Annotated in this window: 12 protein-coding genes; all 12 read right to left on the minus strand. The window is 42.2% G+C overall.

Annotated elements, in window-relative coordinates:
- Positions 1–576, minus strand: a 576-nt coding sequence (locus tag ACLOR3_RS02310) for a YfhO family protein (RefSeq protein WP_412036956.1), incomplete at its 3' end; no start/stop codon positions are given.
- 4 nt (positions 577–580) lie between these two features.
- The gene (pgfS, locus tag ACLOR3_RS02315) at positions 581–1,561 is read right to left on the minus strand and encodes a glycosyltransferase PgfS (protein WP_411400126.1); all 981 of its coding nucleotides are present in this window, start codon (positions 1,559–1,561) and stop codon (positions 581–583) included.
- 73 nt (positions 1,562–1,634) lie between these two features.
- Positions 1,635–3,191 (minus strand): Ig-like domain-containing protein, encoded by a 1,557-nt coding sequence (locus ACLOR3_RS02320; RefSeq protein ID WP_411400127.1) that lies wholly within the window; start codon positions 3,189–3,191, stop codon positions 1,635–1,637.
- Positions 3,192–3,495: 304 nt separating this feature from the next.
- The gene (gene pgfM1, locus ACLOR3_RS02325) at positions 3,496–6,432 is read right to left on the minus strand and encodes a glycosyltransferase PgfM1 (RefSeq protein WP_411400128.1); all 2,937 of its coding nucleotides are present in this window, start codon (positions 6,430–6,432) and stop codon (positions 3,496–3,498) included.
- A 79-nt stretch (positions 6,433–6,511) separates the two neighbouring features.
- On the minus strand, positions 6,512–7,009 hold the full coding sequence (locus ACLOR3_RS02330) for a beta-class carbonic anhydrase (protein WP_023027328.1): 498 nt from the start codon (positions 7,007–7,009) through the stop codon (positions 6,512–6,514).
- A 289-nt stretch (positions 7,010–7,298) separates the two neighbouring features.
- Complete coding sequence (locus ACLOR3_RS02335) at positions 7,299–7,994, minus strand: TIGR00266 family protein (RefSeq protein ID WP_023027329.1); 696 nt, start codon at positions 7,992–7,994, stop codon at positions 7,299–7,301.
- 82 nt (positions 7,995–8,076) lie between these two features.
- Positions 8,077–9,438, minus strand: coding sequence for a DNA repair protein RadA (gene radA, locus ACLOR3_RS02340; RefSeq protein WP_082160983.1), 1,362 nt, complete (start codon positions 9,436–9,438; stop codon positions 8,077–8,079).
- A 13-nt stretch (positions 9,439–9,451) separates the two neighbouring features.
- Positions 9,452–9,967: a histidine phosphatase family protein gene (locus ACLOR3_RS02345; protein WP_411400129.1), complete on the minus strand. Its 516-nt coding sequence runs from the start codon at positions 9,965–9,967 to the stop codon at positions 9,452–9,454.
- 18 nt (positions 9,968–9,985) lie between these two features.
- A complete protein-coding gene (locus ACLOR3_RS02350; RefSeq protein WP_048716617.1) occupies positions 9,986–10,441 on the minus strand; it encodes an isochorismatase family protein in 456 nt (151 codons plus the stop codon).
- Positions 10,442–10,450: 9 nt separating this feature from the next.
- Complete coding sequence (locus tag ACLOR3_RS02355) at positions 10,451–10,897, minus strand: dUTP diphosphatase (RefSeq protein ID WP_411400130.1); 447 nt, start codon at positions 10,895–10,897, stop codon at positions 10,451–10,453.
- 237 nt (positions 10,898–11,134) lie between these two features.
- On the minus strand, positions 11,135–11,824 hold the full coding sequence (locus ACLOR3_RS02360; RefSeq protein ID WP_048716619.1) for a gamma-glutamyl-gamma-aminobutyrate hydrolase family protein: 690 nt from the start codon (positions 11,822–11,824) through the stop codon (positions 11,135–11,137).
- Positions 11,825–11,980: 156 nt separating this feature from the next.
- On the minus strand, positions 11,981–15,598 hold the full coding sequence (locus ACLOR3_RS02365; protein WP_411400131.1) for a SpaA isopeptide-forming pilin-related protein: 3,618 nt from the start codon (positions 15,596–15,598) through the stop codon (positions 11,981–11,983).
- Positions 15,599–15,658 lie beyond the last annotated feature (60 nt).

The following is a 15,658-nucleotide window of genomic DNA, read 5'->3' on the forward strand; positions in this document are numbered from 1 at the left end:
TCCATCCAATAGTTCTTCTAGGTAGACGATGACGATGGGAAGCATGATCATGGCATCATAGAAAATGACATTCATCTGATAGGACACTAGCATCCCTGACAGGGCATAAGCCGTCGCAAAGAGGGGCACCAGCCATTTCCTAGACTCCAAGCCCTTATACCGCTTGATCAAGAGGAAGGCAAAGGCCATCCCGATAGCCCCATAACGAAGCCAAATGGTCAAGAAGACCGCAAACCCAAAGTTCTTGAGGGGTGTCAAAATATAGATGATATTAAAAGGACTCATCAAATAGTAGCCGAGCACCCCTATCATATCTCCCCCCAGAGACTTGGTAAAGGAATAGCTCAAACTAGATAAATCTCCGGAGAGCACGGCATTTTTCAACAAGCCAAAGAAGCTGATGTATTGTTGACCAAAGTCAACAGCCATCAAGCTTTTGTCTCCAAATGGAAAAGTCCCCATAAAAGCCCAAACGACCAGCATGATAGCCATTGGGAGCATGGCGCTAAAAGCATACAGCAAGCCCTTGGGTTTTCTCTTCCAAAGTTCTTGCCAAGGCTTGGTCCAGACAAACATTCTTCTATCTCCTATCTTCCTTATCCGATACTATACTATCTTCTTTCGCCTTCTCAATATTGGTGTCTTCAATAATGAAATGAGGGCGACGCTTCACTTCATAATAAATCTTCCCGATATATTCTCCAAGAATTCCGATAAAGATTAGCTGCACTCCACTAAAGAGAATAATGGCCGCAATGGTAGTGAAATACCCACTCACATAATCCCCCGGAGCAAAGATATACTTCAACAACTCAAAAGCCAAGTACAGAATAGCCAAGCCCAGACAGATAAAGCCAAACTGGATACAAACGCGAAGAGGGCGGTCGTTAAAGGAAATAATCCCTTGAATGGCATAGTTCATGGATTTCTTGAAGCCAAACTTACTCTTTCCAGCCTTGCGAAGTTCATTTTTATAAGGGATGACTTTCTCCTTGAAACCAATCCATTCATACAAACCTTTATTAAATCGATTGTATTCTGGCATGGAGACAAAGGCGTTGATGGCCTTGCGACTGAGAAGTCTGAGCTCGGATTTCCCATCCGTCAAATGGACATCCATCGATTTGTTAGATAGGAAGTAAAAGAGACGAGCAAAGGTGCTCCCCACAAAGGACTCACCGTCACGAGTCCGCTGGCCACTGACGATATCGTAGCCTTCCTTGTAGGCCTCTAAAAAGAGCGGGATGAGATAGGGCGGATGTTGCAAATCACCATCCATGACCATGACAGCATCTCCCGTCGCATACTTAAAGCCAGCCAAGATACCACTCTCTCGGCCGAAGTTTCGACTAAAGCGAATATATTTGACCCGATCATTGCCTTTGGCAATCCCTTCGATCAGCTCAAAGGTCCTGTCATTGCTCCCATCATCAATATAAAGGATTTCATAATCCGAAAGGTCTTTCCCAAGCATGTCTTCCAGCTGGGCCGAAATAGCTGCATGCGTCTGAGCTAGTACTAATTCCTCATTGAGTAGTGTAATGAGTATTGATAATTTCATCCCTTTTCTCCATCTATCGTTCTCCCAAAAAAGAGAGAGCTTTCGCTCTCTCCATCATACGGAAACTCTTTGTTTATTTATTAGAAATTTTACGTTTTAACACAATCGCACCGATGAGTACAATGACTCCCGAAATAACGAGACCAGTTGCTACGACTTCACCAGTACTTGGAAGAAGTTTCTTACGACCTCCACCAGTACCACCTCCCGGTGTTGGTTCAGTAGTTTCACCAGTAGTTGGACCACCTGGAGTTGTTGTTGTCGTAGTGGTTGTTGGACGTCCTCCACCAGTCGTAGTTGTCGTAGTGGTTGTCGTCGTAGTCGACGTGGTTGATGGCTCCTCAGTCGTCGTAGTCGACGTGGTTGTTGGCTCCTCAGTCGTCGTGGTTGACGTGGTTGTTGGTTCCTCAGTCGTCGTAGTTGACGTAGTTGTTGGTTCCTCAGTCGTCGTAGTCGACGTGGTTGTTGGCTCCTCAGTTGTCGTAGTTGACGTGGTTGTTGGCTCCTCAGTCGATGTGGTTGACGTAGTTGTTGGCTCCTCAGTCGTCGTTGACGTGGTCGTTGGTTCCTCAGTAGTGGTTGTGCTTGTTGTAGTAGTTGTAGTAGTCGTCGTGGTTGTAGTTGTTCGATCCCCACTACCGCTACCTGAAGCACTTTCCAAACGTGTCAAGGCGTTAATTGAGCGAGACTTGTCAAAATTGCTAGCTGACCATTCTAGGACATTGGCCACTTTACTTCCTTCAGGAAGTGCTGACTTCAACTCTGTTGTGTACTCAATGTACATAGCCCAGTTCCAGTTATCCCCAAAATTAATCGTGAATCCTGTAATATCGCCATCAGCATTTCTGGTAAACTCGGCTTTTTTGGTAAAGTTATCAATCGGTTCCAACTTAAGAAGAGCTGCCTCATTTGGAATCTTCTCTGGCTGGGTTGCATACCGAACAGCACGTAGAGAGCCTTCCACTAGGACTTGGCCACTGTCGCTGAAGTCATCCTTGATGACCATATTGTTCAACTTGTCTTGAACCGCATTCAAGACAATGCGCCATTTAATCCGATTAGGATTTTGTGGATCTTGGTAACCATACTTCATTTCATAGTCACCAGCTTCACCATCGTCCTTGTTGTAGTTCAATGTGAAGTTAGTGCTACCAAATGTAAAGTAGTAAGTCCCCGTCTTTGGCAGGTTTGCTGCATTTGGACGGACATTGTACTTCAAGGTCATTACCTTATCTTTGTAATTCTCAGTGAAATAGTTTGTAAAGGTAATGGTCACCTTTTGCGTACTTGGATCGGTCACTGCATTGGCAATTACTTCACCATTTTCGTGTACAATCGGAAACTCAAGCTTGGTCACCAGGCCTAGCTCTTTTGGAAGATCTAGAACCAATGTGTCACCAGCATTGATCTGCTGTGAGTCAGGGAAACTAATCTCGTTGGTCGCCTCCATCGATTGACCAGTAGTGATCTTCGTGTCGGCAGTTAACGGTTGGTTATCAACCTTAATTTCAGTTTTTATCGTATAACTGGTTACTTCAGTCGCAAAGACTGTCGTAAAAACTGTCAAGGATAAAACTAAAAGACTCATAAATGCTAAAACTCGCTTCACGCGTGCTTTTGTGGTCTGCATATTATGCTCCTTTATAAATTATTTGATTATTATTGTAACATATCTGTTTATAAATGCAAGATTTTTTAATTATTTTTCACTAATTGTTCAGTTTTTTGTCAATCCGATTTTACAGGAGAGTCAAAGCCTCTCAAATACTGAAATAAAGCCCATCAACAGCCTTTCAATTCAAAACGAAAACCATCTTGATCTTCATCTTTTTCATTAAATTTTCACAAGCTTATCCTAGTTTTTCATAGGTCCCGTTTATGCTTTGAGAACAAAAATTCAGTCCTTGCATCGCAAAGACTGAATTCCTATTTGGTTATGAAGCAAGAGGTCGACTTTCTGATCGATTCTCTTTCTTCCAAACAATAAATAAGACAATTAAGCTTAACACAGAAAGAACTAGACCAAGGGTAGACCATTTTTGCTTAAAGAAAAGCTCTACTTTATGTTTTCCTCGTGAAATTGGAAAAGATAAAAAACTATCCCACGATTTCTTCGTTTCGACTTGCTTACCATCAACCTTGATTTTCCAACCTTCATTGTATGGAATCGAAGTCATCATAACGGTGCTCTCGTCTGTAATATTCACCTTACCAACTATATGTGTGTTGTTGAACTGCTCTACATTCAACTCTTGATTTTTTCTCGCATCTAGCACTTCCTTAATTTTTTCAACATCAGCTCTATATAATACTAAATGAGATAAATCAATGTCATCAAACTGGAATCGGAATTCAATAACTGACTCCTTTTGTGGCGTTCGATCTGTAATCTGCCATATTTGTCTTTGAGAGAAAACAATTAAATTACTTAACAAATCACCGTTTACTGATACTGTGTAGCCGTTTCTACCAGTTAGTGTCTGTGGCGAAAACAAATAATATGTATTATCACTCTGAGGCGTGAACTTATAACGAATCACTCCCTCTTTCGAATTATCTTTTCTTCTATAGATGTATTCTCCGCTGTCCTTATTTTCTTTGACAACTTCTACATTTTCCACCTCAATATCGTTAAAACCCAAAGGCGTAAAATAATCAACATAACCAGCACTTCCAACTTCAACGCCCTGCATCGCATTTAAAATTCTATTTTGGTTATTTACAGCATCATTGCTGTTGAATTTTAAGTCACTCACAAGATTATTTGTTCCATATGCGATAGAAAATGAATTTGGATTTTTACGAACGATGTACCGTTCATCTTCATAAACCTTTTCAGTAAAATATCGTTCCATATCATAACGATTCGTATACCGAGTAAAATTTATTCCCCCAGGTTGAGGTTCCTTCTGCTTATCTGTGTCATCTTTGAAATCCATATAATATCGAACGCCATACAATGCATCTGTTAATGGAGTCCCATTTGCATAAATTGTAGAGAAATATCCCCCTATATTTCCCATATATGAAAAATGATCAATTGTTGATTTTTCCTGAGTTGAACTAAAGTTCTCCAAGCCAGGATACGTTAAAAGCGAAGGACTTGTCCTAGAATAGGCAAAGGTAGAGGCCATACGATAAAATTTTCTATCAGCATGTTTTTTTACATGATCCACTACTCGCTTCACTGAAGTAGTTGCATCTACAAACTGATCAACATCGTTATAGTAAAAACCAACTTGGGAAAGATAGGCATTATAACCTAGCTCAAAAAATGTCATCCCGTAAAGCAAGACAACTGCTAGCTTAGACATTTTAGGCTTAATGGAAAAAATTACAAAGACATATGTGAAAAAGGTCAAATAGATCTGTGAAAATAGAAAACCTTTCACAGCCAAGATTGTTGAAATCAGAAGTAAAACAGCAGTTAAAATAACTCTTGTTGTCTTCTTTTCTTTATTTTCTTTCGACAACTTCCAGTATAAATACAATATGATACAAGTATTGATGATTGTAAACAATACAATTAACTGTAAGTGACCAGAAATAATCAGTGTGAAAGTCTCCGGTTGCAGTTGTTTTATATAAGCGAATGTTGTATTGGACAAATAGGAGCATGCAAGCAACAAAAGGATAAGTGAAATTACTTTTCCTTTTGTTGAAACCTCAATTCCTTTTTTTAGTGCTTGGAATGCCAATACTAACATGAAAAATGAGAACAACCAGGAAAAACGATAAAAGAATCCTAATGGCATTTGGCCCATATGCCAAATTTTATTTACAAATTCATTAACAAATGAGATAAAGAAAATACAAGTAACGACACCCGCAGACCATTTCTTTATGCTACATATTTTTTTACATGAAAAATACAAAATAAATCCGACAAATCCAAAGGCTCCTATATAGATATTCGGTAGGCTTGGCCCCATTACCCAGGCTCCTGAATCAAAACCACCAATTGTTAACTTAGATAAAATATCCAGTGGCTTAATCATTAAGTCTAACGAGAAAGTCATTCCTGGGTTGTAACCACCTCTGCTCTCGAGAAGGCTTGATAAAACAGGTAACAAGATTACAGAAGCTAAACCACCTCCAACCACTGAGGCTCCAAAAGCTCTCAATAACGGCTTAAAAAAGTTACTTAATTTTAACTTTAATGTTCCTTCATCACCTAATTTGGAGGATACATAAAAACAAGCATATAAAACTATAAAAATAGATACCATGTAACCCATGTAAAATTGGAAGAAAAGCATCATCCCTAAGGTAAGAGAATATTTAAAGATGCTCCCGCCATCCAACAACTCTTCCAGATAAGCGATGACTATCGGAAGCATAATCATGGCATCATAGAATATTACATTCATCTGATAGGCAACAAGCATTCCAGATAAAGCATATGCTGTGGATAGCAAAGGGACAAGATACTTCTTCGAGCTCAATCCCTTGTATCTCTTAATCAATAGAAAAGCAAATGCTAAACCTATTGCTCCGTACCTCAGCCAAATAATGAGGAATACGGCGAACCCATAAAATTGAAATGGGGTAATAATAAAAATCAGATTAAAAGGGCTCAGCAAATAATATCCAACCAATCCTGCCATTGGTCCCCCGAGTGACTGGGTAAACGAATAGCTCAGGTTAGAGAAATCTCCCGATAAGACTGAATTCTTCAATAATCCAAAAAAACTAACATACTGTTGTCCAAAATCAACAGACATCAAGCTTCTGCTACCAAATGGGTATAAACCAATTATCGCCCATACGATAAGCATGATTAGCATAGGTAAAAAAGCACTCAAAAAATAGATTGCTTTTTTAGGGTGCTTATCTAATAATCGTAATATAGGTTTCGATAACGATACCATTTTACTTTCTCCTAAATTATTTTCCTTTTATAAACATAATTACTCTCCCATCGTCCCTCCCAAGACGAACGGAAAAAGTTTAATCTATCACCTCAGTGATCAATCCTGTATCGACATCATAGACAGCTCCTGAGATAATGACATCGTCTGGAATCAGCGGCGATGCTTTTAAGAGAGCGACATCCTCCCGGACGCTCTCGTAGATATCTTGAAAGGGTAGGAAGTCTTGGTCTCCAACATCAACTCCCAGTTCCTTCTTCAGATGCTGACGGAAGCCTTCATTCTCAAAGGTTTGCGCTCCACAGTCTGTGTGGTGCAAGACGACGATTTCTCGAGTCCCCATCTGTTGCTGTGAGATAACTAAGGAACGAATCATGTCCTCTGTCACGCGCCCTCCTGCATTCCGCAAAATATGGGCATCCCCCAGAGCAAGCCCCAGTGCTGGTGCCACGTGAAGACGAGAGTCCATACAGGTTACAATGGCCACTTGCGTTTTTGGTTTGATCGGAAGATGGAGGTCTCCATGCAATTCAACATAGGCTTGATTGGCTTTTAAAAAATTCTCAAAATAGGACATTAGGAACTTCCTTTCTGGTTGGTAAAATAGTTTGAACACCAAATTATTTACACTCTATCTTACCATCTTTTTTCCAGATTGTCAGTTGTCAGCCTACATGAAAAAGAGAGTGGGACAGAAATCGGTAATTCGTTAGAATTCGATTTCGTCGTCCCACCTCCGCACAGTTGAGTAGGGCTGTAAAAGCTGATGAAATCAGCGTAGTAGAGCCCACTCAACCACTGCGTCTTGCTCGATAATCCAAATACAATTGAGAGGCTAGGACTTTTGTCCCAGCCTCTTTTATGCATTAAGATCGTCTTGGTAAATAACGATTCAGCAAGCCAGCAAAGGTTTGAAGATTGAGACTTTGAACATAGACCTCACCAGTCCCTCTAAAGGTATTGACAACACCCTCACCTGTTCCGATGGATTGCCAGAAACCATTTTCCAAATGGATATTATAATCCAAAGACTGGCTCCAAGCAACGACATGGGCATTATCAATGGTGATTTCTTGATTGTTTAGCTCAATTTTTTTAATTGAGCCGTATGCATTCACCAAGAGGGTCCCTTGCCCTTGGGTCGTCATGACGAAGAATCCACCCTGACCACCAAAGAGAGCCTTACCAATCGATTGGGTTTCCATTGTATAGAAAGCTGAACCATCCAGTGCAAGGAAGGCACCGTCGTTCAAGCGATACTGCTTTTCACCCAAGTAGAGAGGCACCACCTGACCTGGTGAGTCGGGTGCCAATGCTAGGTAAGCATTATTAGACTGGGCAAATACCTGAGTAATAAAGGTGCTTTCACCCGAAACCATTGACCGTCCAACTGCTTTCACAAAGCGTCCCACACCAGAGCCACTTGCATTTAATTTGGTGTTGAGGGTCACATTAGGCGTATGGTAGACCATACTCCCCCGTTGAATATAGACAGTTTCACCTTGATTGAGAGACAGCTCGACCAAAGGGAACTGCACATTGTTATCTGTAAAAAATTGCAAAATAAGTAACCCCCTATGTTTAGTAAGTATAGAAAAAGTATAGCACAGGAAAAACTTTTTTGCAAACGATTCCAAGACCTGATTAAGAAAAGACTTTTTTCAAAACTTCCCCTACCGTGGAGACTGCTATCACTTTGATGCCATCTGGGATCGCGATCCCTTGGAGAGAATTTTTTGGTGCATAAATCTTAGTGAAGCCAAGTTTCGCCGCTTCGTTGATCCGTTGCTCGATCCGAGTCACTCGGCGAATCTCTCCGGTCAAGCCAATCTCACCGATAAAGGCCTCTTGCGGATTGGTTGGAAGCTCCTTGTAGCTGGAAGCAATGGCTACCGCTACAGATAGGTCAATGGCCGGTTCGTCCAGTTTGACACCACCTGCCGACTTGAGATAGGCATCTTGATTTTGAAGAAGAAGTCCGCAACGTTTCTCTAACACAGCCATAATGAGGCTGACCCGATTAAAGTCAAGACCCGTTGTCGTCCGCTTGGCATTTCCAAATACAGTCGGTGTCACCAAGGCCTGAACTTCCGCCAAGATTGGTCTGCTGCCTTCCATGGTGACGACAATGGCAGAGCCAGTCGCCCCATCCAGGCGTTCTTCCAGAAAGACCTGACTGGGATTGAGGACCTCAACCAGTCCACCTGATTGCATCTCAAAGATCCCGATCTCATTGGTGGAGCCAAAGCGGTTTTTGACCGCTCTCAAGATCCGGAAGGTATGGTGGCGCTCGCCCTCAAAGTAGAGCACCGTATCCACCATGTGCTCCAACATCCGAGGGCCCGCCAAGGTCCCTTCCTTGGTCACATGCCCTACGATAAAGATGGCAATGTTATTAGTCTTAGCCAGCTGCATAAGTTCAGCTGTCACCTCACGCACCTGAGAAACAGACCCCTGCACCCCTGAAATCTCAGGAGACATAATGGTCTGGATCGAGTCGATGATGAGGAAGTTAGGCTGGATGCGCTCCACTTCTGCTCGAACACTCTGCATATTGGTCTCGGCATAGAGATAAAACTCACTGTCGATATCCCCCAAGCGCTCTGCCCGTAACTTGATCTGCTGAGCCGACTCCTCGCCACTAACGTAGAGGACCGTTCCCACTTGAGATAGTTGGGTCGACACTTGGAGGAGGAGGGTCGATTTCCCAATCCCTGGATCTCCCCCGATGAGAACGAGACTTCCTGGGACCACACCGCCCCCAAGGACGCGGTTGAATTCCTCCATCTCCGTCTTGGTCCGGTGAACATTGATAGAGGTCACGTCCGCCAATTTCATGGGTTTGGTCTTTTCACCCGTCAAGGATACCCGTGCATTCTTGACCTCTGCGACCTCGACTTCCTCGACAAAAGAAGACCAAGAACCACAGTTAGGACAGCGCCCTAGATATTTGGGTGAATTGTAGGCACAATTTTGACAAATAAATGTCGTTTTTTTCTTTGCGATGATAAACCTCTTTCTAAATCTCTATCTCACACTCAATCACTTGGCAAAAATCAATGGTTTCATTCGGTACAAATTGACGCATGAGCATGCGATGGGTAACCACTACAAGCTTTTGATAGTCTCGGTACTTGGCCAAACTTTCAATAAAGCGAGCTCTCATATCCTCAGCAGTTTCATATTGAATTGGGCTATCCGGAAGGAGCTTCCCATTATTTTCTAGAAACAGAGTCCGAGCTGTTTCAAAATTCTCTATACCACTTTCGTATACCTGCCATTCGTGCAATAAGGGTTCTACTCTCAAAGGAAGTCCAGTAGCACAAGCCAGATAAGAAGCTGTTTCTAAAGCTCGCGTTACTGCTGAAGCTACTAGCAGATCAGCTGATTGGAACAAGGGGTTTTGGCAAAGGTCCTGAGCCTGTTTCCTTCCCTTCTCAGATAAGGGAGCTAAATCCATTCCAAATCCGGAATAAGCACGCTCCTCTAACACACGATAATCTGGCTCCCCGTGACGGACAAAGATAATCTTCATATTAAGATCCCCATAAAACTATCCAATCTTGATTCCGCAATCTTGCCACTGCTTCAGTGTTTTAGAGAATTTCTTCTGGTTGGCAACTCCGACAGCAGACAAATCGACAGAAACCTGATAATTCTCCTTAACAGCTGCCAAAATGGAAGCCTTGACACATCCATTGCCATCTACCCCTATAAACTCTATGCTTTTAGCACCGTTTCCCTCTAAAAAATCTTTTAAATCTGGATTAGTAAAGCAAGAAGCCCGACGCTTCTCAAAAATACGAGAAGATACAACCAGCAAGCCGGTCGCAAATTTCTTCTTTCTATCTTTTCTCTCCCAGAAAAAACGATTGAGAATATAGATAACTCGGTCGCTAGGATAGGTAGCAATTTTGTCATTTACAGCTGCAGTCAGTTCTTCATGATATGCTTTTCCTACAGCAACATAATCTGACTGCATGTCTACAACTAATAAATAGTCTGCCATTTTATTCCTCTATTTCCCTGTTGACCCAAATCCACCGGTCCGCACGCCGTCTGCTTCATCCCCATCAGCAATCAAGAAAGGAGCAAAGACAGCCTGAACCACACGTTCCCCAACTTCGAGAATCACTTCTTGGTCCGTAATGTTTTTCATCTGAGCAAAGATATGGCCTTCATTCCCTGGATTGCCGTAGTAGTCTCCATCAATGACCCCCACAGAATTGATCAAGACCAGGCCTTTTTTGCGAGGGTTAGAGGAACGGTCATAGAGATAGAGCACCTCAGTCGGTTGCATATAGGCCTTGACCCCAGTTGGCACGAGGACGATTTCCCCTGGTGCAATGACCGTGCGCTCGGCCACCTTTAAGTCGTAACCAGCTGCGTGTGCTGTCTCCCGTTTTGGCAGTAAGTCCAGATTGGTATAGCTTGATACAAGTTCAAATCCACGAATTTTTGTCATGATGATTCCTCTTTCATTCTAAATTGTTTCCATCTCTTCTATTATACCATCACTTTTCCCTAGCGTCTCCCCTATACTACTATTCGTATTTTTTCTGACAAACACACAAAAGCCCCCTCAACCGAGGAGACTTTTGCAGGAGATTATATGAAAAAAGTAAACTGTATCAAACAAAGTTAGGAGGTCTTTGTTGATGAGACTAGTTTACCTCTTTCTCCTTAAAAAATCCTAAAGACTTTACAATTCTTGTAACAGATAGCGGAAGAGTTCGAGATTGCCTTTTTCTTCTTTAACAAGAAACTCTGGATGCCACTGCAAGCCAATGATACGATGACCATCCACTGCTTCGATGGCTTCAATGGTCTGATCGCGTGGGTCAATGGCTGTCACTCGAAAGTTAGGCGCCAAGTCCTTGATGCTTTGGCGATGAACAGAATTGATCTGGCTAGCTTGTCCAAAGAGACGCTCCACCACACTGCCTTTTTTGGTCTCAATGGAATGAGAAGTGCCAAAAGGAAGTCCTTGCCAGTGTCCTTCTACTTCTTGATGGAGAGTCCCACCGAAGGCAACATTGACGAGCTGAACTCCTCGGCAGATGGCTAGGACCGGCTTGTTTTGACGGACCGCTTCTTTTAGTAAGGCCAACTCAAACTGATCGCGCTCGAGATTGTAGTCATCACTCTCGATGGCGATCTCTTCTCCATAAAAGCTAGGATGGACATTTTGCCCCCCACTAAGGATAAGCTTGTCCACTGTCTCGATATAATCTTTGGCAAAAGAGGGGTCTCCCACTGGGATAACCATAGGAAGGCCACCTACTTGCTTAATGGTTTCCGCAAACTTACAAGATACAGACGAATGGATATTTTTCCCATCTGGATCCACTGCACATAGATTGGCAGATACTCCAACAATCGTTCTACACATGGCCTTCCCTCCTTTGATATTTCTATTCCCTATTTTATCATCTCACTTCAAGAGCGTCTAATATGTATTTTTTAAGGGCCTGATAGATATTTTTTATCACCTAAAGCAAAAAAACAGGCTTGTCTAGCAAGGCTAGAACAAAACCTGTTTTAGAGATTAATTCTCACGTTTTTTGTAAATCAAGGCACTTCCAGCAACCGCCAATGCGAGTCCTGTAGCCACTAGTCCTTCACTCATTGATTGACCAGTAGAAGGAAGAACTTCTTTTTTATCTTCTTTTGGAGGATTTGATGGAATTTCTTTTTCTGGTTTGTCAGTAGAAGGTGGTGGGGTTTTCCCTTTTGGAGGATTTGATGGAATTTCTTTTCTTGGTTTGTCAGTAGAAGGTGGCGGGGTTTTCCCTTTTGGAGGAGTCAGTTGATTGACAACATTCCCTTTATCTACTACCAAATCTGTCGCAGCAGTTAATTCCGCCGCAGAAACAGTGATTGAATCAGTTGAAAGTTGGTATCCTGCTGGAGCAGTCAATTCTTTCACCACATAATCCTTAGCCTCAAAGCCTACAAATCTTACAAGACCATTGGCATCAGATGTTGCTGTCGCTTGACCTTCGCCATATGGATTGGCAACTGGTGTCACACCATCTGCCTCAAAGAGTCCGAAGACTGCTCCTGCTAGATCTTGGTAGAATGGATTTACCTTGTGAAGCTGAATGGTGTAAAGCTTCAATTCTGGTTTCTCAACTACCGGTGGAGTTGGTGGAATAGAAGTGAATGGTTTATTGACAACTTTACCTTGATCAAGTACTTGATTGGTTGAGGCAATCAATTGACTAGATGAAACAGTAATCGCTTCTTCAGAAAGTTGGTATCCTGCTGGAGCAGTGATTTCTTTCACTACATAATCCTTGGCTTCAAGCCCTGTAAAGGTAACGAGACCATTGGCATCTGATGTCGCTGTCGCTTGACCTTCACCATATGGATTAGCTACTGGTGTCACACCATCTGCTTCAAAGAGTCCAAAGATTGCTCCTGCCAAGGCTTTGCCTTCATTGTTAACTTTGTGCAATTGAATGCTGTAGAGAGTCAATTCTGGTTTCTCAACAACTGGCGGAGTTGGTGGGATTTCAGTAAACGGTTGGTTCACCACATTTCCTTTATCCACTACCAAATCTGACGCAGCGCTCAATTCTGTTGCAGAGACAGCGATTGAAACTGTTGAAAGTTGGTAACCTTCTGGTGCTGTCAATTCTTTCACTACATAATCCTTAGCCTCAAAGCCTACAAAGCTTACAAGACCATTAGCATCGGATGTCGCTGTCGCTTGACCTTCGCCATATGGGTTGGCAACTGGAGTGCTACCATCCGCTTCAAAGAGTCCAAAGACAGCTCCCGCTAAAGCTCGACCTTCACCATTGACCTTGTGAAGCTGAATCGTATAAAGCTTAGCTTCTGGTTTTTCAACGACTGGTGGAGTTGGTGGGATTTCACTTGTGACAAAGGTATTGGTGAAGGATGTCTTCGCACCATACGCCACTGTAGCCTTGATGGTATTGCTTGCATCATCTTTCGTAACAGTTACTGTCACTTCGATGCTCGCTTGATCGTAGGTCATTCCTTTTTCTTGAGATTGAGGGATTACTTCCTTAATCGTGTAGTGGAAAGTTTTTCCTGCATCTTCTTGTGAATAAGAAATTTCGTCAAATGCTACAGAACCATCTGCTGCATTTTGTTTTGTTTGAAGAACTTCTCCAGCTTCATCCAACAAGTTAAAACTGAATTCGCCATCTTTTAGGTCACGACCTTCTAAAATCTTGCTAGCTGAAATCTGAGCTTTTGCTGGACTTGGAGCTGAGTAAGTATTTGCAAAGACCTTGCTTTCTGGATAGACAACTGTTGCTTTTAGGTTGTCTCCATCTTTAGTTACCTGAACGGTTACTTGTTTTTCGGCTGTATCGTATGTGATACCTGGTACGTTCCCCTTGACTTCCTTCACAGTGTAAGTGTGTTCACCTTCTTCTGTGTAAGAGATAGCATCAAAGGTTACTTTGCCAGATTTGTTGGTAACAGTTTGAAGTTTGTTAGTACCTTCGTACAATTCAAAACTAAACTCACCGTCTACCAAGTCACGACCTGTCAACTCTTTAGACAACTCAATTGTTGCAGTCGTTGCGTTTGGTGTGAAGGCGTTAGTAAATGTTTTGTTTTCTGGATAGACGACTTCTGCCTTCAAGGCATCTCCATCACGAGTAACTTTAACAGTCACTTGTTTTTCAGAAGCATCGTAAGCAATAGTGGCATTATTACCTTTGACTTCTTTTACAGTGTAAGTGTGTTCACCTTCTGCTGTGTAAGAAATAGATTCAAAGGTTACTTTGCCAGATTTGTTAGTAACAGTTTGAAGTTTGTTAGTACCTTCGTACAATTCAAAGCTAAACTCACCGTCTACCAAGTCACGACCTGTAAGGGTCTTGTCTAATTCGATGACCGCACTGGTTGGTGTCGGTTCTTTGACAGTTTTCTTGTTTGTAACTGTTTTAAGGGCTGTTTTTGTTGTTCCAAAATCTTCTGCTTTGACATCAATTGGAGTGGCATCCAATTCATATCCTTCTGGAGCTTTTGTTTCAACTAATTGGTAAGCTGTGTTCAACAAACCACCAATACTTGCTTCTCCCTTTGCATTGGTTGTCAACTTACCGACAACGGCACCTGTTGCAACACGGATCACGTTAAATTCAGCACCTGCTAAAGCAGTGTTTTCATCCTGGCTATCAACTTTCTTGAGGTTGATGGAGAAGGTATATCCTTGGGCTTCCCCACCAGCAGTTTGATAAACGAATGGGTTGCTCTTAGTTTCAACAACTTTTTTTGCATTCAAGGTTACATTGTTGAGGAACTTTTCCCCATTTGCAGGGGTATAAGGAATCTTCACCTTATAGACAATCGAGTAACCTTCACCTTGGGCTACATTTCCCAAGCTGACTTTGAAACTCTTCTTATCTGCTCCAAACTCAACTGGTAAAGAGACAACTTGCCCGTTTTTCAATTCTAATTTATGCGAACTGTTAACGGCCCAATTCCCTTTTTTAATCACAAAGGAATCTTCTACATAGCTCATTCCTTCTGTTTGCAATTGGTCAGTCACAACTGCTTCTGTTAACGGCTCTTTCGCTGCATTGACACGTACTTCATATTGACGTGTGATGCTACCATCTGCTAAGGTTTCTGTCCCCCAGCTAACCTTGTCCAAGGTCTTTTCAGCATTCCCGGGGTCAACTACAAAGTCAACTTTTCCTACAGGGACAGGATTGTTATCCACATTCAAGGTGATTGGCACCTTGCTTGGAGATGCAGTTGCAGGCTCTACCCGAACTGCAAAGAACATGCTTCCTGAAATATTTGATTTCTTTTCCACATAATTTTCATAGGTCAAGGTGATGGTTTTATTTGCAGCATTAATGACTGCTTTTGCAACCACTGATTGACCATCCGGACTCATGACATCAAATGTTTGATCCGAGATAAATTTTAGATTCTGAGGGAGGGTAATAACCGCCTGATCCCCAGATTTAACCCCGTTCGGAACATTGAAAGTTAGATCAACCTTAATGTCCGTGTACTGGTCCACGGGTGACTTAGCAGGTGTGATCGTTTTACTTGTAATTTGGATCTTTCCTGTTGAGCCATCAGCATGGGCCGACCGAATTTTGGACAAACCAAAGACACTAGCTAAAACTAATACTAAGGTCAGTATTATTTTTAAGCTCTTTTTCATCATAAACTCCTTCTCTTTTTTGTTTCTCCTATATATCACTAGCTAGAGTAATATACGAAA

The organism is Streptococcus intestinihominis (assembly GCF_046824975.1).
Lineage (GTDB): Bacteria > Bacillota > Bacilli > Lactobacillales > Streptococcaceae > Streptococcus.

Coding starts and splice junctions, on each gene's coding strand:
- ACLOR3_RS02350 (WP_048716617.1), bottom strand. CDS start 10,441: ATGGCAGACTATTTATTAGTTGTAGACATGCAGTCAGATTATGTTGCT.
- pgfS (WP_411400126.1), bottom strand. CDS start 1,561: ATGAAATTATCAATACTCATTACACTACTCAATGAGGAATTAGTACTA.
- ACLOR3_RS02330 (WP_023027328.1), bottom strand. CDS start 7,009: ATGTCCTATTTTGAGAATTTTTTAAAAGCCAATCAAGCCTATGTTGAA.
- pgfM1 (WP_411400128.1), bottom strand. CDS start 6,432: ATGGTATCGTTATCGAAACCTATATTACGATTATTAGATAAGCACCCT.
- ACLOR3_RS02355 (WP_411400130.1), bottom strand. CDS start 10,897: ATGACAAAAATTCGTGGATTTGAACTTGTATCAAGCTATACCAATCTG.
- ACLOR3_RS02345 (WP_411400129.1), bottom strand. CDS start 9,967: ATGAAGATTATCTTTGTCCGTCACGGGGAGCCAGATTATCGTGTGTTA.
- ACLOR3_RS02365 (WP_411400131.1), bottom strand. CDS start 15,598: ATGAAAAAGAGCTTAAAAATAATACTGACCTTAGTATTAGTTTTAGCT.
- ACLOR3_RS02360 (WP_048716619.1), bottom strand. CDS start 11,824: ATGTGTAGAACGATTGTTGGAGTATCTGCCAATCTATGTGCAGTGGAT.
- ACLOR3_RS02320 (WP_411400127.1), bottom strand. CDS start 3,191: ATGCAGACCACAAAAGCACGCGTGAAGCGAGTTTTAGCATTTATGAGT.